This is a genomic window from Candidatus Sulfotelmatobacter sp., from assembly GCA_035504415.1.
Lineage (GTDB): Bacteria > Vulcanimicrobiota > Vulcanimicrobiia > Vulcanimicrobiales > Vulcanimicrobiaceae > Vulcanimicrobium.
The window spans coordinates 367,370-386,680 of record DATJRY010000021.1; the positions used below are offsets into that span (position 1 = coordinate 367,370).

The following is a 19,311-nucleotide window of genomic DNA, read 5'->3' on the forward strand; positions in this document are numbered from 1 at the left end:
ATTTGACAACTGACCGGCGGTCAGTCAGTATAGCGGAGCCCATGGCGATCCGGCTTTCCGGTCACCAGCCCTTCGTGCGGTACTTCGCGGCCCGTACCGTCTCGGAGTTCGCCTACCAGATGGCCGGCGTCGCGGTCGGGTGGCAGGTCTACGCGCTCACCCGCAGCGCGTTGGCGCTCGGGCTGATCGGCCTGACCCAGTTCGTCCCTTCGGCGCTGCTGGTGTTCGTGGCCGGCCACACGGCGGACCGCTACGACCGCCGGCGCGTCGTCGCGATCTGCCGCGTCGTGCAGGGCCTCGCCGCGGCATACCTCGCCTGGGGCAGCTTAGCGGGCCGGCTGCGCGTGCCGGATCTCTTCGCCGCGGTCGTCGTGCTCGGCGTCGCCTGGTCGTTCGAGAGCCCCGCCGACGCCGCGCTGCTGACCGGTGTGACGCCGGCGGGGATCTTCCAGCGCGCGGCGGCGACCGTCAACGGCGCCGGCGAGGTCGCCTCCATCGCCGGACCCGCGGTGGGCGGGCTGGCCTACGCGCTCTCGCCCGGCGTGCCGTACGCGCTGATCGCCCTCTTCTCGCTGGTCGCGGCGGTGCTCGACCTCACCATCCGGCTCGAGCGGCCGATCACCGTGCGCGAAGCCAGCTCACCGCGCGAGATGTTCGCGGGCGTCGCGTTCGTGCGCCGCAGCCCCGCGATCTTGGGGACCATCTCGCTCGACCTGTTCGCGGTGCTGTTCGGCGGCGTCACCGCGCTGCTCCCGATCTACGCACGCGACGTGCTGCACACCGGGCCGTGGGGCCTCGGCCTCTTGCGCAGCGCGCCGGCGATCGGCGCGCTGGTGACGGCCGCACTGCTCGCCCGTCACGGGATCGCGCGCCGTGCCGGGCGCAAGATGTTCTGGGCCGTGATCGCGTTCGGGGCGGCGACGGTCGTGTTCGCCGTCTCGCACCTGCTGTGGCTCTCGGTGCTGGCGCTGGCGGCGCTCGGTGCGGCCGACGCGGTGAGCGTCGTGGTGCGCTCGGCGCTGGTGCAACTCGGAACGCCGGACGCGATGCGCGGCCGCGTCGGCGCCGTCCACTACCTGTTCGTCAACGCCTCCAACCAGCTCGGCCAGTTCGAGAGCGGCGTCACCGCGGCGCTGCTCGGCGCGATGCCGGCCGCGGCGCTGGGCGGCGTCGGCACGATCGCGGTCGCGCTGCTGTGGATGCGGCTCTTCCCCGGCCTGCGCGCCGTCGACCGGCTCGAATGAGCGCCGAAGTGAAGCGCCCGCGCACCAAGCCGGCGGCGGTGCGGCGTGAGGAGCTGCTCGACGCGGCCGAACGGCGCTTCGTCGCGCACGGCGTCGCCGCGACCAGCGTCGAGGAGATCGTCGCCGACGCGGGCGTCGCGAAGGGCACGTTCTACCTGTACTTCGACGCCAAGGAAGCGCTGCTGCCGGCGTTGCGCGACCGGTACGCGACCGCGTTCCGCGTGACGCTCGCCTCCGCCGTCGCGCGCCGGAAGCCGGACGACTGGGCCGGCCGGCTGCGCACCTGGGTCGAGGTCGCGGTCACCGACTACCTCGAGCGGGCCGCGCTGCACGACGTCGTGTTCCATACGGGAGGAGCGCGCGTGCTCGATCACCACGGCGACTTTCCGGTCGTCGACGACCTCGCCGCGCTGCTGCGCGAGGGCGCGAGAGCCGGCGCGTGGTCGGCCGAGACGCCGCGCCAGACCGCGCTGATGCTCTTCCACGCCCTGCACGGTGCGGTCGACGACACGATCGCCGGCAGCGAGCCCGTCGACCGCAAGCGTCTCACCGTTGCGCTGGTGCGCTTCTTCCGGCGCGCGGTCGCCGCGGTCTGACGCGCGCGCGGGCTCGCGCGCTCAGAACGTGCGGTCCAGGACCGAGGTCAGGTTGCCGTGCAGCACGTCGGTCGGGATGACCGGACAATCGGGGACGCGCTGCGGCCCCTTCTCGGTCGCCGTGTCGGCGACCCAGCACTCACCGGGCACGATCGCGCAATAGCACGTCCGCACGTTCATGCGGCTCAACGCGCGCGCCAACGTGGGCGCGAACAGCGCGCTTTGGAAGTGCATCATGCGCATGCTCACGCCCGGCCGCAGCACCATCCCCGGTCCGCCCGACGCGAAATCCACGCCGACGGTGCCGTGGGTGCGGCCGGCACGCTGAATGATGTGATCGCCCAGCAAGGCATGCAGGACGGCGACGAAGTCGGGCTTCGAAACGCCGTCGACGGTCACGACGACGCTTTGCAGCACGGCCGGACCCAGGCCGTTGTTGGTCAGCGCCAGCGCGACCTCGGGCGGGTGCAGATCGGAGGAGACCGAGACGTAGGGCCACACCTGCGCGTTGAGCTCCTGCTGGATCACCTGGGTCTGCCACCAGGCCACGCCGGTCGCGGCCGTCGACATCACCAGCGCACAGATCGCGATGATCAGATCGAGGCGCAGGCCTTTGCGCAGCGCAGCCGTCTCGGCGTCGTTCGGCTCGACGCTCATCGCAGCGCGGCGGCGCGGTCGTCGACCCAGTGCAACACGTTTCGTCCGCGCTCGGCCTTGGCCAGCGCATCGTCGACGGTCTCGCCCAGGACGGTGAAGTGGCCCATCTTGCGGCGCAGCGCCGCGTGCGCCTTGCCGTAGAGGTGCAGCTTGAGGTCGCGCTCGCGCAACAGCTCGTCGATGCCGCCCAGCGTGTCGCCGGCGCCCGCACCCAGGATGTTGACCATCACCGCCGGCGCGAACTGGCGCGGCTCGACCAGCGGCAGACCGCAGATCGCGCGCACGTGCAGGTCGTACTGGCTGACTTGCGTGGCGTCGAGCGAGTAGTGGCCGCTGTTGTGGACGCGCGGCGCGATCTCGTTGACGAGCAACTCGTCGCCCAGCTGGAAGAACTCGACGCAGAACGTGCCGACGATCTCGAGCCGCTCGGCGATCGTGGTGGCGTAGGCGCGCGCGCGCGCGGCGATGGCCGGGTCGATCCGGCCCGGCACGATCGTCGTCGCCAGCACGCCGTGGTCGTGCTGGTTCTCGGAGGTCGGGAAGGCGACGATCTGGCCGGCTTCGTTGCGCACCGCGATGATCGAGAGCTCGCGATCGAACGGGATCAGCCGCTCCCAGATCAGCGCGCGTCCCTTCGCCTGGGTCCACGCCCGCGCGGCCTCCTCGGGCGAGCGCACGACCCACTGACCTTTGCCGTCGTAGCCGCCCAGCGTCGTCTTGAGCACGCCGGGATAGCCGATCTCGGTGGCGGCCCAGTCCAGCTCTTCGCGCGTGCGCACCGGGGCGAAGTCCGCCGTCGGGATCCCGCACTCGCGCACGAAGGTCTTCTCGAAGATGCGCTCTTGCGTGATGCGCAGTGCCGTCGAGCCCGGGTGCACGATGCGACGGTCGGCTTCGAGTGCCAGCACCGACTCGAGCGGGATGTTCTCGAACTCGTAGGTCACCACGTCGCTGCGCGCGCCCAGCTCGCCGATCGCGCGCAAATCGTCGTAGGCGGCGACGATCTGCTCGTCGGCGACCTGACCGGTCGGCGAATCGGGAAACGGCTCGAGCGTGACGACGCGCAAGCCCATCCGCTTCGCTTCCAGCGTCAGCATGCGGCCCAATTGGCCGCCGCCGAGGATGCCGATCGTACGGATCACAGCGCGGTCGCCTCGACCTCGGCCGCGACGCGTTCGCGGCGCTCCGCCAACCGTTGCGCGAGCGCCGGGTCGTGCAGCGCGAGGATGCGCGCGGCGAAGAGCGCCGCGTTGGCGGCGCCGCCGATCGCCATCGTCGCGACCGGCACGCCGGCCGGCATCTGCGCGATCGAGAGCAGCGAGTCGAGGCCCTTGAGCGCCTTCGACTCGACCGGCACGCCGACGACCGGCAGATCGGTCTTGGTCGCGACCATCCCCGGCAGGTGCGCGGCGCCGCCGGCGCCCGCGATGATGACCTGCAGACCGCGCCCGGCCGCTTCGCTCGCATAGCGGAACATCAGGTCGGGCGTGCGGTGCGCCGAGACGACCTTGAGCTCGAAGGGGACGCCCAGCTCCTGCAGGGTGGTCGCGGCCGCCCGCATCGTCTCCAGGTCCGACTTCGAGCCCATGATAATGCCGACGCGAGGCGCTCCGTTCACGGTACCGCCGTTCGCGCGGTTCCGCGTGGTTCCATGCTCGTGAGCCGGCGGCCGGGCGTCGCCCGCCCGAGCCGCCGGCCGTTCGCGCCCGCCGCGCTAGGGCTTGCTGCTCAGCGCGCAGTTCGTCGTCGGATCGAGGACCAGGATGAACGTGTTGGACGGGTTCGTGAACTGCTTGCTGATGGAGTAGAGGACGCCGTAGGCGTTCAGCGGCTGGCTCGGCGGCTTGAAGTACACCCCGAAGCTATAACTGCTGGAGAGCCCTAACGGGTGAAGGTTGTAGACCTTCCCCATGAACTGGACCTCGGCGCGCTCCATCAGGGTCTTCGGATCGATGTTGTAGGTCGTCGTCGCCGTCATGCCCAGCAGGTGGCCGAACTTCGCCCTGCAAGCCGGGTCTTTGGCGGGGTTGCGGCTGCCCGTCTGGTTGAGCCCGTACAGATAGCGCGTGACGGTCTGGGTTCGACCGGTTTGCGCGGATGCGGGCACAATCGCGGTAGCGGCGAAGCCGAACGCGACGAAGGCCGCAGCCAGGAATCGAATGCTGTTCTTCATGGTGCTTTCTCCCGAAAAAGAATGTGTTCGTCGAGCCGCACATGAGGAAAGAACAGCGCGCAAGGTCGTGATAAATGCACACCCGATACGTTCCACACCCGTGTTTCCCGACGACACGCGATCCGTTGATCGATGACTGCTCGCCGCGTGGCGAGCAGATGGATGTCGGTGTCCTTTTCTACACCGGCAAAGCGAGCGGTGTCAAGCGATGAGGTTTTCGCTCGGGATCAACTACTGGCCGCGGCGCAGCGCGATGGCGATGTGGCGGCGTTTCGACGCGGGCGAGATCCGCGAGGACCTGGCGCGCATCGCCGAGCTGGGGCTCGACTCGGTCCGGTTCTTCCTGCGCTGGGCCGACTTCCAGCCCGAGCCGCGGACGCTCGACCGGACGATGCTCACGCGGCTGGAGACGTTCGCCGACCTGGTCGCGCAAGCGGGACTCCAAGCGATGCCGACGCTGTCCTGCGGCCACATGAGCGGCGTCAACTGGCTGCCGTCGTGGTCGCTCGACCCGGCCACGACCACCGCCCGCTTTCGCACGATCACCGAACGGGGCGAGTCGCCGAACGGGATCGGCGACTTCTACCTGCCCGGTCCATTGCTCGAAGCGCAGGTGCGTTTCGCGCGCGCGGTCGGCGAGCGTCTGCGCGCGCATCCGGCCGTGACGGCGTGGGACCTGGGCAACGAGTTCAGCAACCTGCGCGAGCCGACGTCGGCCGACGCCGCGGCAACGTGGAGCCGCGTGCTCGTCGACGCGCTCGAGGCGACGTCGGGCATTCCGTCCACCGCCGGGACGCACGGCGAGGACCTGACCCTCGACCGCGCCCTGCGCCTCTCCTCGCTGTGCTCGTCGTATCCGTACGCCACGATGCACGGGTACAGCGTCTACAGCGCGTTCGCGCGCGATCGCCTCGATCCCGAGGTGGTGCCGTTCTTGGCGGCGCTCGCCTCGAACTTCAGCGGCAAGCCCGTGCTCTTCACCGAGTTCGGCAACCCCGCGTGTCAAGCCGGCACGACGCTGCCGCTCGCGTGCCTCGACGAAGACGAGATGGCGACGTACTGCACGCGCGTGCTCGACCGGCTGCACGCCGACGGCTACCTGGGCGGCTGGTGGTGGTGCTGGGCCGACTACGCCGACGCGCTGCGCGACGAGCCGCCGTTCGATCGCGCGCCGCACGAGCGCGCCTTCGGGATCATCCGCAGCGACGGCAGCACGAAGCCGGTCGCCGACGCGCTCGCCGCGTTCGCGCGCGAGCGCCGCAGCGTCGCACCGCCGGTCGCCGACCGCCCCGTCCTCGACGAGCGAACCTACTACGCCGCGCTGCCGCAGGCGACCGGCGAGGCATATCGGGTGTACCTCACGCGCGTCGAGGAACGGCGCGGTGCGATGCGGTAAGCCGAAGCGGTGCGCGAGAATACCCTCAAACGCCGGCTCGACGCCGGCGAGACCGTCCACGGCGCGTGGCTGATGCTGGCCGAGCCGCTGGCGGCCGAAGCGATGGCCAGCGCGGGCTTCGATTGGCTCTTGATCGACATGGAACACGGGCCGATTCCCTTGCAGGTCGCGGCGACGATGGTGACCGCGCTGCGCGCGGCCGGCGTGACGCCGTTCGTGCGGCCGGCCTGGAACGAACCGGCGCAGATCCAGCGCGTGCTCGACCTGGGCTGTTCGGGGATCGTCGTCCCGGTCGTCAACACCGCCGACGACGCGCGGCGGGTCGTGCGCGACGCCCGCTTCCCGCCCCTGGGCGAGCGCAGCCGCGGCGCGGTGCGCGCCAACCTCGCCTTCGGCACCGACGGCAACACCTACAGCGAACGGGCCAACGACGAAGTGCTGGTCTACGTGCAGATCGAGACGGAGGAAGCCGTCGAGAACTGTGCGGCGATCGCCGCCGTCCCGGGCGTCGACGGCGTGTTCCTGGGCCCGAACGACCTCGCCGCGTCGGGCGGCAAGCGCTGGCCGGACGTCTGGAAGCGCGACGAGGTCTACATGAAGAAGATCGCGCACGTCGCGCAGGTCGCGCGCGCGGCCGGCAAGCACGCCGGCATCCTCGCGCGTGACGGCGCGATGGCCGGCGAGATGGCCGCCGCCGGCTACGATTTCGTCGGCGTCTCGAGCGACATCAACTACCTGATGGGGACCGCGAAGCGCGAGCTCGAGGCGGCGCGGCGCGGAACGGGATGAACGTCGCGCTGATCACCGGCGCTTCGTCGGGGATCGGCAACGCGCTGGTGCTGCTGGCCGCGCGCGCCGGCTATCAGGTCGTCGCGATCGGACGCAACCAGATCGCGCTCACCACGCTCGCCAACCGCGTGCGCGCCGAAGGCGGCGAGATCGAGGTCGGCGCGTTCGACCTGGCCGACCCGCACAGCGCGGCGGCCGTCGTCGCGCTGGCGCACCGCGCCTTCGGTCCGATCGAGCTGCTGGTCGCGAACGCCGGCGCGGCGGCGGTTGGCGAGCTGTCGGCGCAGAGCGACGCGGCGCTGCAAGGACAGTTCGGCCTGCACGTGATCGGGCCGGTCGCGCTGGTGCGCGAAGCGCTGCCCGACCTGCAGGCGCGCGGCGGCCACGTCTTCCTGGTCGGCAGCGGCGTCGCACGCGTGCCGATCGGCGGCATGGGCGCGTACCCGCCCTCGAAGGCGGCGCTGCGGTCGGCCGCGACGATCGTGCGCCGCGAGCTGCGGCCGCGCGGCGTCGCGGTGACCTACGTCGATCCCGGCGCGGTCGACACAGCGTTCATGACCCGCGCCGGGATGCCGGGCGCGCCGCCGCGGATGCTCGTCGCGCCCGAGACCGTCGCGCGCAAGATGCTGCTCGCCGTCCGCACTCGCCCCCGCGAGCTGAACGTCGCCCCGTGGCAGACCATGGCCGTCGCGCTGGCCGCGAGCTTCCCGCGCCTGACGGACCTGCTGCTCGAACGAATGCCGGCGCTGACCGGCACGCAGGCGGCGACGACGCCGACCGTCGCGGCGAGCACGTCGGAAGCGTTGCCGCAACCGACTCCGCCCGCGCCGGAAGAGCAGCCGGCGGAGCCGTTCGACGCCGCGCTCGATCCGGTCCGCCGGCGCATGGAACGCGTGCGGATGGGCGAGCCGTTCGTGCGCGGGCTGCTGCGCGCCGACGCGGTGCTCGATCCGCACGAGGTCGCGCTGGCGTGGGCGGGGATGCCGAACAAGAACGAGCGCGCGGCGACGGTCGAGGTGCTCGAAGCGCTGGCCGACGCCGGATTTTTGGCGCGCGAAGGCGAGCACTACCGCGTGCTGCGCGCGGCACCCGACTGATGGCGCTGCCGCCGCGCATGCGCGCGATCGTGCACGACGCCGGCGCGCGCGGCGCCGTACGCCTCGAAGAGCGACCGCTGCCGGTCCCCGGCCCCGGCCAGGTGTTGCTGCGCGTGCGCGCGTGCGGCGTCTGCCGCACCGATTTGCACATCATCGACGGCGAGCTGCCGCCGCACCGCGACCCGATCGTGCCGGGCCATCAGCTCGTCGGCGAGGTCGTGGACGGCGCCACCGCGGAGCGACCGCTCGGGATGCGGGTCGGCGTCTCGTGGATCGCCTCGACCGACGGCACCTGTCCGTTCTGCCTGCGCGACGAAGAGAACCTGTGCGACACGCTGCGCTTCACCGGCTACGACGTCGACGGCGGCTATGCCGAGTACGCGGTCGCGCGCGCGGACTTCACCTATCCGCTCGACCCGGCGCTCGACGACGTCGTCGCCGCGCCGCTGCTGTGCGCGGGGATCATCGGCTTCCGCGCGCTGCGCGTCGCCGAGGTGCTGCGCGGCGAGCGCGTCGGGCTGTTCGGGTTCGGCGCCTCGGCGCATCTGATGGTGCCGATCCTGCAGGCGTGGGGCTGCGCGGTCTACGTCGCCACGCGCGGCGAGGAGCATCGCGTCTTCGCGCGCTCGCTGGGTGCGGCGTGGGTCGGCGACGCGACCGACGTCCCGCCGGTCGCGCTCGACCGGGCGGTGACCTTCGCGCCGGCCGGCGCCGTCGTGCTGGCGGCGCTGCGCTCGCTGCGCAAGGGCGGCGTCGTCGCGATCAACGCGATCCACCTCGACCAGATGCCGGCCTTCGACTACGATTCGCTGCTGTGGGGCGAACGGCAGCTGCGCTCGGTCGCAAACATGACGCGCGAGGACGCGACGACGTTCTTGGAGATCGCGACCGCGGTCGGCGTACGCCCGCACGCGACGGCGTTCCCGCTCGAGCGCGCGGCCGACGCGATCGCCGCGATCCGCTCCGACGCCGTCGACGGTGCCGCGGTGGTCGTCCCCTGAGGCGATGCGCGAAGAGATCGGTGCGGCGGCCAACGCCGCGCTGGTACGCAACCTCGTCGACCGCGGCACGATTCGCAGCCAACGCATCGCCGCCGCCTTCCGGCGCGTCCCCCGCCATCACTTTCTCCCCGACCTTCCGCTCGAGACGGTCTACACCGATCAGGCGATCGCGCTGCGGCACGAAGGCGGCATCGCGATCAGCTCGTCCTCGCAGCCGGCCATGATGGCCGAGATGCTCGAGCTGCTGCAACCGAAGCCCGGCGAGCGGGTGCTGGAGATCGGCACCGGCAGCGGCTACAACGCGGCGCTGCTGGCCGCCTTGGTCGCGCCGGACGGCACCGTCGTCAGCATCGACCTCGAGGGCGATCTGGTGGCCGCCGCGCGCGAACGGCTGCGGGCGCTGGGCGCGGCAAGCGTGTGCGTCATCGCGGGCGACGGGGCGCTGGGGGATCTCGACGATGCGCCGTTCGACGCGATCGAGGCGACGGTCGGCGTGGCTGATCTCCCGGCCGCGTGGAGCGGCCAGCTGCGCGAAGGCGGCCGGCTCGTCGCCCCGTTCGCGATTCGCTCGCTGCAAAAGATCGTCGCGTTCGAGCGGGTCGGCGATCGGCTCGAGAGCCGCGCCACGCTCGACGGCGCGTTCATGACGCTGCGCGGTCCGTCCGCCTGGGCCGAGACCGGCGCGATCGCGCTCGACGACCCGAACGTGATCGTGCGCGTGAGCGATCGCAGCACCGTCGACGTGCGGGCCATCGCGCGCGCGTTCGCGTCGGCGTTCGTCGACGTCGCGCCGGCGCGTCCGCTGGTGGCCGAGACGCTGTGGGACGGCTTCGCGCTGTGGCTGGCGCTGCACGAGGAACGCTTCGCGCGGTTGACCGCGCTCGACGAGGCGAGCGCGACGCGCGTTCCCAACACGATCCCCGACGCCGACGCACCGAGCGGACGCGCCTCGACGCTGGGCGTCGCGCTCGGGCGCGAGCTGGCCGTCTTCGCGAACGTGAGCGGCGCGGTGGTCGTGCGCCGCTACGGCCCCGACGACGGCGCGACCGCGCGGCTACAGGCGCAGCTGATCGCGTGGGACGACGCCGGACGTCCGGGCAACGCCGAGCTGCAGGTCATGGTCATCCCGCGCGACCGCGGCGCCGCGCGGCCGACGCTCGCGCGCGATCCGCGCGCACGCATCGTCGAGCAGCCCTCGTCGACCGTGTTGGTCAGTTGGCGCTGAGCGCTACCAGTACGCGACGTCGCGCTGCTGGGTGTCTTTGTACTTGCCGAACGTCGCGGGGTCGTCGTGGAACTCGCGGATGAGATCGTCGATGCGTTGCTGGTCGAGCGGATGATTGCGCAGCCAGGACGCTTCGCCCTTGCCGTACGTCGCGGTCATGATTTGGAAGAACCACACCATGCCCCACGGATTGAACTGGTTGGTCGCGGCCAGGATGCGCGCGCCCTCCTCGTCGGCCTGGGACTCGATGTGCCGCGATTGGGCGGCGTCCGAGCCGGCGACGGCGTACTGCGACCCGTAGTCGACGGCGGCGCCGCCCAGCGGCCCGAGCAAGACGTTCGCCAGGATCGAGCCGAGCGTCGCGACCGTGCTCTTCGCCTGCAGCGCCGCCATCCGTTTGGCGACGTGGTGGAGCACCATGTGACCGGCCTCGTGCGCCAGCACCCCGGCCAGCTCGTCCTTGTTCCTGGCCAGCCGGAGCAGCGGCTCGTTCACGTAGATGTTCCCGCCGGGGACCGAGAAGGCGTTGGCCGAATCGCCGCGCACGATGTAGTAGCGAATCGGATACGGGTACCGCGAGCGGACCGTCTCGGCGATGACCGAGCCGACCTCGTTCAGGTGCTCGTAGAACGACGAGTCGAACAGCAGGTCGCCGTCATCGCGCAGTTGCGCGAAGGTCTCGCGCCCGACTTCCGCCTCGTCGAGCGCAGCGAGCGCGGGCAGGACGTGCGCGAGCTGCGTGACGCCGACGGTCGCGATCAGGCTTCGGATGAACGCACTGCGATGCACGAGCGAACCTCGCGGAAGGGGCACGGTTGACTCGACTGATGGATCGCCGAATCGCCGGGTGTGCGGTGCTGGCACTGGCTCTCGTCGCCGGTGCGTGGCGTCCGTCGGGCGCCGCGAGCTCGACCGTCACCGTTCCCCGGGGCGCGTTCTTCGGGATGCACGCAACCGGTCCCGCCGACCCCCAAGTGCTCTTGCACCTCGCGATCGAGCTGCAGCCGCGCGGCGATCTCGACGGGCTGGCGGCCAAGATGAGCGATCCCACCGACCCGGCGCACCGCCAGACCATCACGGCCCAGGGCCTCAGCGCGCGTTTCGGCCGGCTGCCCGAGACGCGCGCGCTCGGACGGATGCTGCACACCGCCGGCGCCAGCGACATCTACGTCGCCGAAGACGGGCTGGTCGCGGGCGGCCTATTGCACGTCGACCAAGCCGAGCGCTTCTTCCACGCGCACTGGCTGCGCTACACCGACGGCACGCACGTCGTGCTGGCGCCGGCGGGCCCGCTGACGGTGCCGTTCGCGAACGCGCGCGACGTGCGCGGCGCGGTCGTCGCGACCATCCCGCGCTTGGCCGACACGCGGCCGTCGTTCACCTATTTCCGCGGCGACTGGTACGAGCCGTCGCGCTTTCGCGACCTGATGCAAGCGGTCCCGAACGGCGGCGTCAACGAGCGCATCGTGCTGGTCGAAGACGCCTCCGACCGCGTCGACCTCAACGACGCCCACAAGCTGCTGTTCTCCGACGGCGCCCCGGCCGGCGCGTCGGCGGAGCTGGTCACCGAGCGCAGCTTCGTGTTCAAGTCGGCCTCCGGCGAATGCGGCCGCGACGACCGTGGGCAAGAAGCCGCCATCGACGTCGGCGCGGCGGTGACGATGGCGCCCGCCGCCGCGGTGCAAGTCGATTACGACGACGCGTGCTCGGGCGGCAACGACGGCACGCTGGCGCTGGCGCGCGCGCTCGACCAGAGTCCGACCGTCATCGTCTTCCCGTTCGCGGTCGGCCCGGTCGACACGACCATCGCCGATCGCTACGGCCTCACGCCGCTGCCGCAGCTCGAAGCGATCGTGCGCGGCATCCCGCTCGTCGTGCCGTCGGGCGACGACGGCGCGTACGGCTATCGCGAGCCCGGCATCGAGAAGCCGCGCGTGATCTGGCCGTGCGTCTCGCCGTACGTGATCTGCGCCGGCGGGACGCAGCTGGGCGATCGCGACGGCGTGATCGACGAGGCGCCGTGGAACGATCTCGACCACGCCGGCGGCGGCGGGATCTCGAACGAGCCGCGCCCGCGCTGGCAAGACGCGCCGGGCGACTATCTGTTCTCGCCGCAGTACGTCAAGAACCGCGTCGTCCCCGACGTCTCCGCCGACGCGGCCGGACACTTGCGCGTGTTCTGGCACGGCTACGGGATCGGCGGCGTCGGCGGCACCAGCGAGAGCGCGGCGATCGTCGGCGGGGCGCTGGCCGCGATCAACAGCCTCGTCCCGCCGCAGAAACGCCTGGCCTCGGTCGGTGACCTGTACGTGCTCGCCAAGACTGCACCGGAGGCGTTCCGCGACGTGCAGCGCGAGAACGATCGCGGCTGGAAGGACAACACGCTGCGCCCGCGCCGCGTCCCGCTGCCGAAAGACTACGTCGGCCTGGTGCCCACGCCGGCGCCGCTGGTGCGCGGCTGCAGCGACTTGCAGCCCGACGGCTGCACCGTGACCAAGGGCTTCGACGCCGTTACCGGGATCGGTTCGCTGCTCGAGAAACCCGCCGTCGCTGCGCTGAAGAGCTGATCAGCGCGAGAAAGAAGATCACCGTCGCCAGCAGCACGATCGTCGCGCCGCTGGCGGCGTGGAGCTGGAACGAGGCGTACAGGCCGCCGACGCACGAGGTGATCCCGAACGCGCACGAGATCAGCATCATCGGGATGAAGCGCCGCGTCAGCTGCGCGGCCGCCGCTGCCGGCGTCACCAGCAGCGCCGCGACGAGCACGATCCCGACCAGCTCGAGCGACACGATGATGGTCAGCGCCAGGATCACCAGCAGCGCGTCGTCGACGAAACGTTCGCGAATGCCGGCCGCCTGCGCGACGATGGGGTCGAACGAGGTGTAGAGCAGCGGGCGCCACAGGGCGCCGACGATCACCGCCGTCGCCAGGCCCAGGCCCAGCACCATGGCGAGATCGTACGGCGAGACGCCCAGGATGTTGCCGAACAGGTAGCTCTCGAGGTCGACCGTCGCGCGGGTCGAGCGCGACATCAGGAAGATGCCGACCGCGAAGGCGGCGGTGAACAGCACGCCGATCGCCGTGTCGAGCGAGACGCGCGCGCGGCGGTGGACGAACCCGATGCCCAGGGCGGTAATGATCGTCGCCGCCGCCGCCCCGGCCCAGTAGTTGGCGCCGCGCAGATAGGCGATGACGATGCCGGCGAACGAGGCGTGGGCGAGGCCGTCGCCGATGAACGAAAGCTTGCGCAGCACGACGTAGGTCCCCAGCGTCGAGCACAGCGCGCCGACGACCAGCGCCGCGATGAACGCGCGCTGCATGAAGTCGTACTGGAACGGGGCCAGCACCGCGTTCAGGACGCTCATCGCCGGTGACCGTGTACGTGCGTGTGCTCGCGAATGCCCGCGTACGCGCCCGACGCGAGGACGTCGGCCGGTTTGCCGTCGGCCAGCACCTTGCGGTCAACGACCAGCAGCCGGTCGAACCACTCCGGCGCACGATCGAGGTCGTGCGTGGTCATCAGCACCGGCAGTCCCTTCGCGACCAGACCGCGGATGAGCGGCAAGAGCGCGTCTTCGGTGGCCGCGTCGACGCCGGTCGTCGGCTCGTCGAGCAGCAGCAGCGCGGGCTCTTGCGCCAGCGCGCGCGCGACGAACACGCGTTGCTGCTGGCCGCCGGAGAGCTCGCTGATGTGGCGGTCGGCGAGCTGGCCGAGGTCGAGTGCGTCGATCGCCTCCGCGACCGTCTCGCGGTCGTGCGCCGAGAACGGTTGAAACGGCAGCAGCCGTGGATAGCGCCCCATCCCGACGACGTCGCGCACGCTGACCGGGAAGTTCCAATCGACGTCTTCGATCTGCGGTACGTAGCCGATCGTCCCCGGCCGCAGTGCGCGTGGCGGCTTTCCTTCCACCCAGACCGTGCCCTCGGTCGGCAAGATGAGGCCGGCCACCGTCTTGAGCAACGTCGACTTGCCCGAACCGTTCGGACCGACGACGCCCAGCGCCGTGGCGTACGGCAGATCGAAGTCGACGCCGTCGAGCGCGGTGACCTTGTCGTACCGCACGCGCAGGCCGCGCACGGAGACCGCCATGCCGGCCCCGTCGGTCATCGCAGGCTTTGCACGATCGTATCGGTGTCGACGTCGAGCATGCCGATGTAGGTCTGCACCGCGGGCTCCGCGCCCAGCGAGTCGTCGTAGAGGAAGGCGATTTTGACGCCGCCCAGACTCGCCGCCAGCGTCCGCGCCAGCTTGTCGCTGTATTCGTGTTCCGCGAAGACGGCGGGGACGTGGATCGCGCGCGCCTCGCGGATGATGTCCGCGATATGGGCCGGGTTCGGTTCGGCGCCGGCGACGGGTTCGATTGCGCCCACGATCCGTAAGCCGAAGCGCCGCGCGTAATAGTCGAAGGCGTCGTGGAAGACGATCATCGCGCGGCGCCGCGGCGGGATGGTCGCGATCTTGCCGCGGATGCGGGCCGTCAGCGCGACCAGCTGCTTGTCGTACGCCGCCGCGTTGGCGCGATAGTCGGCGGCGTGCGCGGGATCGGCCAAGACCAGCGCGTCGCGCACCTTGTCGACGTAGTGCTGCGCGTAGACCGGGTCCATCCACAGGTGCGGGTTCCCGTTGACGACCGGCAGGCCGTCGGTGCACACGACGATGCGCAGGTTCGGGTCGCCGGCGTTGGTCAGCGTCGCCTGCAGCCAACCCTCCAGGTTGGCCCCGTTCTCCACCAGGACGTCGGCGTCGCGCAGGGCGGCGATGTCCTGGGGCGTCGGCTGGTAGTCTTCGGGAGACGCGCCGATCGGAACCAGCGAGACGATCGAGGGTCCATCCCCCGCCGCACCGCGGGCCAGCGAGGCGAGCGTGGGCGTGGTCGCCACGATGCGCAGCGGCCCCGCCGCTCGCTGGCCGCCACCGTGCGAACACGCGACGAGGAGCAGCGCGAGGAACGCGGCGTAGCGACGAAGGGGCATCGCCCTCTCTCTCGGCGCGCCGCCAGGTCGTCCCTTCGGCCCACCCACCCGGACCGCCCCAGCGCCTCCGTAAGGCTTTGACAGGGGGGACCCGGCTACGGTAGAATCGCCCGTCGGCCCGTGGGGGTGTAGCTCAGTTGGTAGAGCACTTGCTTCGCATGTAAGGGGTCAGGAGTTCGAGTCTCCTCACCTCCACCACGTCCAGAAAGCCCGCCTTGTACAGAGAGCGGGCTTTTTCTTTGCGTCCGCGCGCCGTAAGGAATGGAACGCAAGCCCCGCGAGGCGCAACATCAACCGTCAGGCAGCGAGATGCGTCGCGCTCCTGGGGTACGAGGGCGGCACGGATGGCCGCAGCCGGCCCGTCGAGCCTATGGGAGGTCGAGAGGCATACAAACGACCTGGAAGCCGCATGAGAAGCACGGTGAGCTGACGGGACGCGGAGATCTGCCCGACAGCGTCTTCGCCTTTCCGAAGGAGCGCAAAGAACCGTTGACCGACGCCGGCCACGTGCGCAATGCGATCGCGCGCTTCGATCAAACGATCGATGTTTCCGACGATGACCGAGCGTTGGCGTTTGCCAACATCAAGAAAGCCGCCGAATACTACGGCGTCGACATGACGGAAACGGACTGGCATCAACTCGGCAGCACGCCGCACACCGGGCGGACCGCCGAGCAGCGCCGCGAATCGGCACGCGAAGCCGTCGCGACAAAACGCGAACGAGGAGAGCTGTGAGGGCACGACGCCTCACAATCGTTATCGCGTTTCCTGGCTAAGCATTCAACAGCTGCGACTTCGTCGCGTACTATCTGGCCGCGAGCGGATCTCCGTGGGCGAAGATCTGACGTTCTCCGGCGAGGGTGTCCATGAACTCGCGCATGCGGACGATGCGGCCGCCGGCGCAGGTGAACACGAAACAATAGTCGTTCTCGTACTGTGCGCCGTTCGGCAGCGGTGACGACAAGTGGAGCTCGACGACCGCCGTCGCGCCGTCGGCGTGCCAGCCGTGGAACGACACGGCGACGTCGACGAACAGCCGGTGCATCTCGACGGCCAGGAAGTGCGCGATCGGCGCGGCGCCGACGAAGCCGCTTGCGGCGCCCAGCGCGCGCGCCGTCGCGTTGCCGGGCGGCGCGATCCACTCGGCGTCCGGCGCGAAACAACGCGCGATCCGCGCTTCGTCGCGGCTTGCCATCGCGGCGAACGCCTCTTTGACGAGCGCCAGGGTCTGGGCTGATTCCACGAGTCACCTCCAACGGAGGGCATCGTGCACCTCCGGCGCCCGTGGTGCTCGCGGTTTTCGGCCGTGGTCGCCTGGCCGGGATGGGTCCGGTGACCATGTCCGAAAACCGCCAGACCGGCCGTTGCGGCCGGATTATCGTCAGCACGATGGACCTCGATCGCACCGCCTGTTATCAGGCACTGTTGGCCCGCGACGCGCGCTACGACGGCGTCTTCTTCACCTGCGTGCGCTCGACGGGCGTCTATTGCCGCTCGATCTGTCCGGCGCGGCCGCCGCACTTGCACCACTGCGTGTTCGTGCCGTCCGCCGCCGCCGCGCAGGCGGCGGGCTTCCGACCGTGCCTGCGTTGCCGGCCCGAGTGCTCGCCGTCGTTCACCGGCTGGCAAGGTTCGGCGAGCGTGGAACGGGCGCTCGCGCTGATCGAAGGCGGCGCGCTCGACGACGCCGGCGTCGACGCGCTCGCGAGCCGGCTCGGCATGGGCGAGCGGCAACTGCGACGGCTCTTCCAGCGTCACCTCGGCGCGACGCCGATCGCGGTCGCGCAGACGCGGCGCGTCCACTTCGCCAAGCAGCTGATCCACGAGACGGACCTGTCGATGACGCAGGTCGCGCTCGCGAGCGGTTTCGGCAGCGTCCGCCGGTTCAACGAGACGTTCCACGCCCTCTACGGACGCGGCCCCAGCGAGCTGCGTCGCCGGCACGCGAGCGCCGCCGCGCCCGGCTCCGGCATCACCCTTTCGTTACGCTATCGTCCGCCGTACGACTGGCCGGCGTTGCTCGGCTTTCTCGCGACACGCGCCATCCCGGGCGTCGAAGTCGTCGCCGACGACACGTACCGGCGCGTCATCGAGATCGACGGCGCGCTGGGCACGATCGAGGTCGCGCACCAGCCGCGCGATGCCGCGCTGCGCGTCACGGTGCGCTTTCCGCACCTGCAAGCGTTGCCGGAGATCATCGCGCGCACGCGCCGCCTGTTCGATCTCGGCGCCGATCCGCACGCGATCGCACGCACGCTCGAGCGCGACCCGGTCCTGGCGCCGTTCGTCGCCGCGCGTCCGGGCCTGCGGGTGCCGGGCGGTTGGGACGGGTTCGAGATCGCCGTGCGCGCGATTCTCGGGCAGCAGATCACCGTCACGGGCGCGCTGCACGCCGCCCGCCGACTCGTTCACGCGCTCGGCCGGCCGATCGACGCCGCGACGGCGTTGCCGGGCCTGACCCACGCCTTCCCGGGGCCCGAACGATTCGGCACCGACGGTTGCGCGACCATCGGCGTTCCGCGCGCGCGAGCCGCCGCGCTGACGGGCCTGGCCGCGACGGCGTTCGCCGAGCCCGATCTGTTCACGCCGCAGCGCAGCCTCGAGGACGCGGTCGCGCGGTTGCGGGCGGCGCCGGGGATCGGCGAGTGGACCGCGCAGTACATCGCGATGCGCGCCCTGCGCGAGAACGACGCGTTCTTGGCGGCCGACGTCGCGCTGCAGCGCATCCTCGCCGTCGGCGGCGTGCGCCCGACGGCGCGGCAGCTGCTGGCGCGCGCCGAGGCCTGGCGACCGTGGCGCGCGTACGCCGTGCTCCACTTGTGGACGGCCGAGGCGCTTGCGGCCTCGTCCGCGGGCGAGACCGATGCTGCGCTTACTGCGTGATCGCCTGGCCTCGCCGATCGGCGAGATCCAACTCCTCACCGACGCCGACGGCGTCTTGCGGGCGCTCGACTTCACCGATCACGTCGCGCGCATGGAGCATCTCCTGCGCCTGCAGAACGGTCCCTATGCGATCGCCGACGGGGCCGCGCCACCCGCGATCGCGCGTGCGCTCACCGCGTACTTCGCCGGCGAGATCGGTGCGCTCGACGCGCTGCCGGTCGCGACCGGCGGGACGGACTTCCAGCGCGCGGTGTGGGCCGCCCTACGCGACATTCCGGTCGGCACTACCACGACCTACGGTGCGCTGGCGAAACGGCTCGCGAGCCCGACCGCCGGTCGCGCCGTCGGCGCGGCGAACGGCGCGAACCCGATCGGGATCGTCGTGCCGTGTCATCGCGTCATCGGCGCGAACGGCACGCTGACCGGCTACGGGGGCGGAATATTCCGCAAGCGCTGGCTGCTCGAGCACGAGGCCGGCGCGCTCGGACTGATCAGCGCGGCGGATCGAGGTGGTGCTTGCGAATGAGGGCCTGGGCTTCGCTGCCGCGCAGGTAGTCGAGGAACGCTTGCGCCGCGGCCGCGTGCGCCGCGCCGTTGACGACCGCGCCGCGGCTGACGGTGAACACGTCGTCCTCGGCCGGCACCGGAATCGCTTCCAGCTCGTCGGTGACGTCGGAGCTGAAGCCGATCGCCGCGTCGGCGAGACCGTTCTTGACCGCGGCCGCGATCTCGGCCGAGGACGGCTTGGTCGTCGCGACGTTGGCCATCACCTTGCGCTCGAAGTCCGACCCGTAGCCCTTGGACGCCTTGGCGAGCACTTCGTGCGCGTAGGTCGCCGGCGGCGAGTTGGCGACGCCGAACGCGACGCGCACGCCGGGGTCGGCCAGGTCGCGCAGGCCGTGAATCTTCTTCGAACCCTTGGGGACCAGCACGACCTCGTGGTAGCCGAGCACGCCGACCGGCGAGCCGATCTTGCTCGCGATCGGCGAGAGCGCCGTCTCGCCGACCATGATCAGGTCGACCGGGGCGCCGGCCTGGACCTGGGCGACCAGCACCTGCGCGCCGCCGTACGAGGCCTGGATCTTGACCCCCGGGTGCGAGCGCTCGAAGGCGGGGATGATGTCGTTCATCGCCGGGTGGGCGACGGCGGCGATCAGCGCGACGACGTCGGTGTCGGCCGAGGCCGGGGCGATCGCCCCGAACGCGATCATGAGGGAGGCCAGAACGGCAAGCGCGGTACGTTGCATACCTGCCTATCGTCGGCCATCCGGCCGG

At 71.1% G+C, this 19,311-nt stretch carries 21 protein-coding genes and 1 tRNA gene; 12 read left to right on the forward strand and 10 right to left on the reverse strand.

The window, feature by feature from the left end; translation table 11 throughout:
• Positions 1–41: 41 nt before the first annotated feature.
• Both VMD91_19585 and VMD91_19590 read left to right on the forward strand, forming a co-directional pair.
• Positions 42–1,244 carry an MFS transporter gene (locus VMD91_19585; GenBank protein HTW86284.1) on the forward strand — a complete coding sequence of 401 codons (1,203 nt, stop codon included), beginning with the start codon at positions 42–44 and terminating at the stop codon, positions 1,242–1,244.
• Positions 1,241–1,840, forward strand: coding sequence for a TetR/AcrR family transcriptional regulator (locus tag VMD91_19590; GenBank protein ID HTW86285.1), 600 nt, complete (start codon positions 1,241–1,243; stop codon positions 1,838–1,840). The genes VMD91_19585 and VMD91_19590 overlap by 4 nt, the downstream gene beginning before the upstream one ends.
• A gap of 21 nt (positions 1,841–1,861) precedes the next feature.
• Here VMD91_19590 and VMD91_19595 read toward each other — a convergent pair whose 3' ends face one another.
• From VMD91_19595 to VMD91_19610, 4 genes are all read right to left on the reverse strand, one after another.
• A complete protein-coding gene (locus VMD91_19595; GenBank protein HTW86286.1) occupies positions 1,862–2,497 on the reverse strand; it encodes a hypothetical protein in 636 nt (211 codons plus the stop codon).
• Positions 2,494–3,639 (reverse strand): 5-(carboxyamino)imidazole ribonucleotide synthase, encoded by a 1,146-nt coding sequence (gene purK, locus VMD91_19600; protein ID HTW86287.1) that lies wholly within the window; start codon positions 3,637–3,639, stop codon positions 2,494–2,496. Before purK ends, VMD91_19595 begins: the two co-directional genes overlap by 4 nt.
• Positions 3,636–4,115, reverse strand: a complete 480-nt coding sequence (gene purE, locus VMD91_19605) for a 5-(carboxyamino)imidazole ribonucleotide mutase (protein HTW86288.1) — start codon at positions 4,113–4,115, stop codon at positions 3,636–3,638. The genes purK and purE overlap by 4 nt, the downstream gene beginning before the upstream one ends.
• Before the next feature lie 96 nt (positions 4,116–4,211).
• Positions 4,212–4,670: a hypothetical protein gene (locus tag VMD91_19610; GenBank protein ID HTW86289.1), complete on the reverse strand. Its 459-nt coding sequence runs from the start codon at positions 4,668–4,670 to the stop codon at positions 4,212–4,214.
• A 208-nt stretch (positions 4,671–4,878) separates the two neighbouring features.
• Between VMD91_19610 and VMD91_19615 the strand changes: the two genes are divergently transcribed.
• From VMD91_19615 to VMD91_19635, 5 genes are read left to right on the forward strand one after another with little or no spacing between them, the layout of a single operon-like run.
• Positions 4,879–6,066 carry a hypothetical protein gene (locus VMD91_19615; protein ID HTW86290.1) on the forward strand — a complete coding sequence of 396 codons (1,188 nt, stop codon included), beginning with the start codon at positions 4,879–4,881 and terminating at the stop codon, positions 6,064–6,066.
• Positions 6,067–6,075: 9 nt separating this feature from the next.
• Positions 6,076–6,855 carry an aldolase/citrate lyase family protein gene (locus tag VMD91_19620; GenBank protein ID HTW86291.1) on the forward strand — a complete coding sequence of 260 codons (780 nt, stop codon included), beginning with the start codon at positions 6,076–6,078 and terminating at the stop codon, positions 6,853–6,855.
• The gene (locus VMD91_19625; protein HTW86292.1) at positions 6,852–7,952 is read left to right on the forward strand and encodes an SDR family NAD(P)-dependent oxidoreductase; all 1,101 of its coding nucleotides are present in this window, start codon (positions 6,852–6,854) and stop codon (positions 7,950–7,952) included. The genes VMD91_19620 and VMD91_19625 overlap by 4 nt, the downstream gene beginning before the upstream one ends.
• The gene (locus VMD91_19630) at positions 7,952–8,953 is read left to right on the forward strand and encodes a zinc-binding alcohol dehydrogenase family protein (protein ID HTW86293.1); all 1,002 of its coding nucleotides are present in this window, start codon (positions 7,952–7,954) and stop codon (positions 8,951–8,953) included. The genes VMD91_19625 and VMD91_19630 overlap by 1 nt, the downstream gene beginning before the upstream one ends.
• A gap of 4 nt (positions 8,954–8,957) precedes the next feature.
• On the forward strand, positions 8,958–10,178 hold the full coding sequence (locus VMD91_19635; GenBank protein HTW86294.1) for a methyltransferase domain-containing protein: 1,221 nt from the start codon (positions 8,958–8,960) through the stop codon (positions 10,176–10,178).
• A 3-nt stretch (positions 10,179–10,181) separates the two neighbouring features.
• On the opposite strand, the gene VMD91_19640 is transcribed toward VMD91_19635, so the two are convergent.
• Positions 10,182–10,967 carry a M48 family metalloprotease gene (locus tag VMD91_19640; protein HTW86295.1) on the reverse strand — a complete coding sequence of 262 codons (786 nt, stop codon included), beginning with the start codon at positions 10,965–10,967 and terminating at the stop codon, positions 10,182–10,184.
• Between the two features lie 38 nt (positions 10,968–11,005).
• Between VMD91_19640 and VMD91_19645 the strand changes: the two genes are divergently transcribed.
• Complete coding sequence (locus tag VMD91_19645; GenBank protein ID HTW86296.1) at positions 11,006–12,745, forward strand: protease pro-enzyme activation domain-containing protein; 1,740 nt, start codon at positions 11,006–11,008, stop codon at positions 12,743–12,745.
• Here VMD91_19645 and VMD91_19650 read toward each other — a convergent pair.
• Genes VMD91_19650 through VMD91_19660 form a run of 3 tightly spaced genes read right to left on the reverse strand, consistent with a single transcriptional unit; the run spans position 12,690 to position 15,153 of the window.
• A complete protein-coding gene (locus VMD91_19650; protein HTW86297.1) occupies positions 12,690–13,544 on the reverse strand; it encodes a metal ABC transporter permease in 855 nt (284 codons plus the stop codon). The two genes, VMD91_19645 and VMD91_19650, sit on opposite strands and share 56 nt — an antisense overlap.
• Positions 13,541–14,287, reverse strand: coding sequence for a metal ABC transporter ATP-binding protein (locus tag VMD91_19655; GenBank protein HTW86298.1), 747 nt, complete (start codon positions 14,285–14,287; stop codon positions 13,541–13,543). The genes VMD91_19650 and VMD91_19655 overlap by 4 nt, the downstream gene beginning before the upstream one ends.
• Positions 14,284–15,153, reverse strand: coding sequence for a metal ABC transporter substrate-binding protein (locus tag VMD91_19660; GenBank protein HTW86299.1), 870 nt, complete (start codon positions 15,151–15,153; stop codon positions 14,284–14,286). Before VMD91_19660 ends, VMD91_19655 begins: the two co-directional genes overlap by 4 nt.
• A gap of 122 nt (positions 15,154–15,275) precedes the next feature.
• Here VMD91_19660 and VMD91_19665 point away from each other — a divergent pair.
• Both VMD91_19665 and VMD91_19670 read left to right on the forward strand, forming a co-directional pair.
• Positions 15,276–15,351 (forward strand) — tRNA-Ala (locus tag VMD91_19665).
• 111 nt (positions 15,352–15,462) lie between these two features.
• Complete coding sequence (locus tag VMD91_19670; protein ID HTW86300.1) at positions 15,463–15,888, forward strand: DUF6582 domain-containing protein; 426 nt, start codon at positions 15,463–15,465, stop codon at positions 15,886–15,888.
• 70 nt (positions 15,889–15,958) lie between these two features.
• On the opposite strand, the gene VMD91_19675 is transcribed toward VMD91_19670, so the two are convergent.
• A complete protein-coding gene (locus VMD91_19675; protein HTW86301.1) occupies positions 15,959–16,396 on the reverse strand; it encodes a nuclear transport factor 2 family protein in 438 nt (145 codons plus the stop codon).
• Between the two features lie 146 nt (positions 16,397–16,542).
• Between VMD91_19675 and VMD91_19680 the strand changes: the two genes are divergently transcribed.
• Both VMD91_19680 and VMD91_19685 read left to right on the forward strand, forming a co-directional pair.
• A complete protein-coding gene (locus tag VMD91_19680) occupies positions 16,543–18,036 on the forward strand; it encodes an AlkA N-terminal domain-containing protein (GenBank protein HTW86302.1) in 1,494 nt (497 codons plus the stop codon).
• Positions 18,017–18,562, forward strand: coding sequence for a methylated-DNA--[protein]-cysteine S-methyltransferase (locus tag VMD91_19685; protein ID HTW86303.1), 546 nt, complete (start codon positions 18,017–18,019; stop codon positions 18,560–18,562). Before VMD91_19680 ends, VMD91_19685 begins: the two co-directional genes overlap by 20 nt.
• On the opposite strand, the gene modA is transcribed toward VMD91_19685, so the two are convergent.
• The gene (gene modA, locus VMD91_19690) at positions 18,528–19,247 is read right to left on the reverse strand and encodes a molybdate ABC transporter substrate-binding protein (protein HTW86304.1); all 720 of its coding nucleotides are present in this window, start codon (positions 19,245–19,247) and stop codon (positions 18,528–18,530) included. The genes VMD91_19685 and modA overlap by 35 nt on opposite strands.
• Positions 19,248–19,311 lie beyond the last annotated feature (64 nt).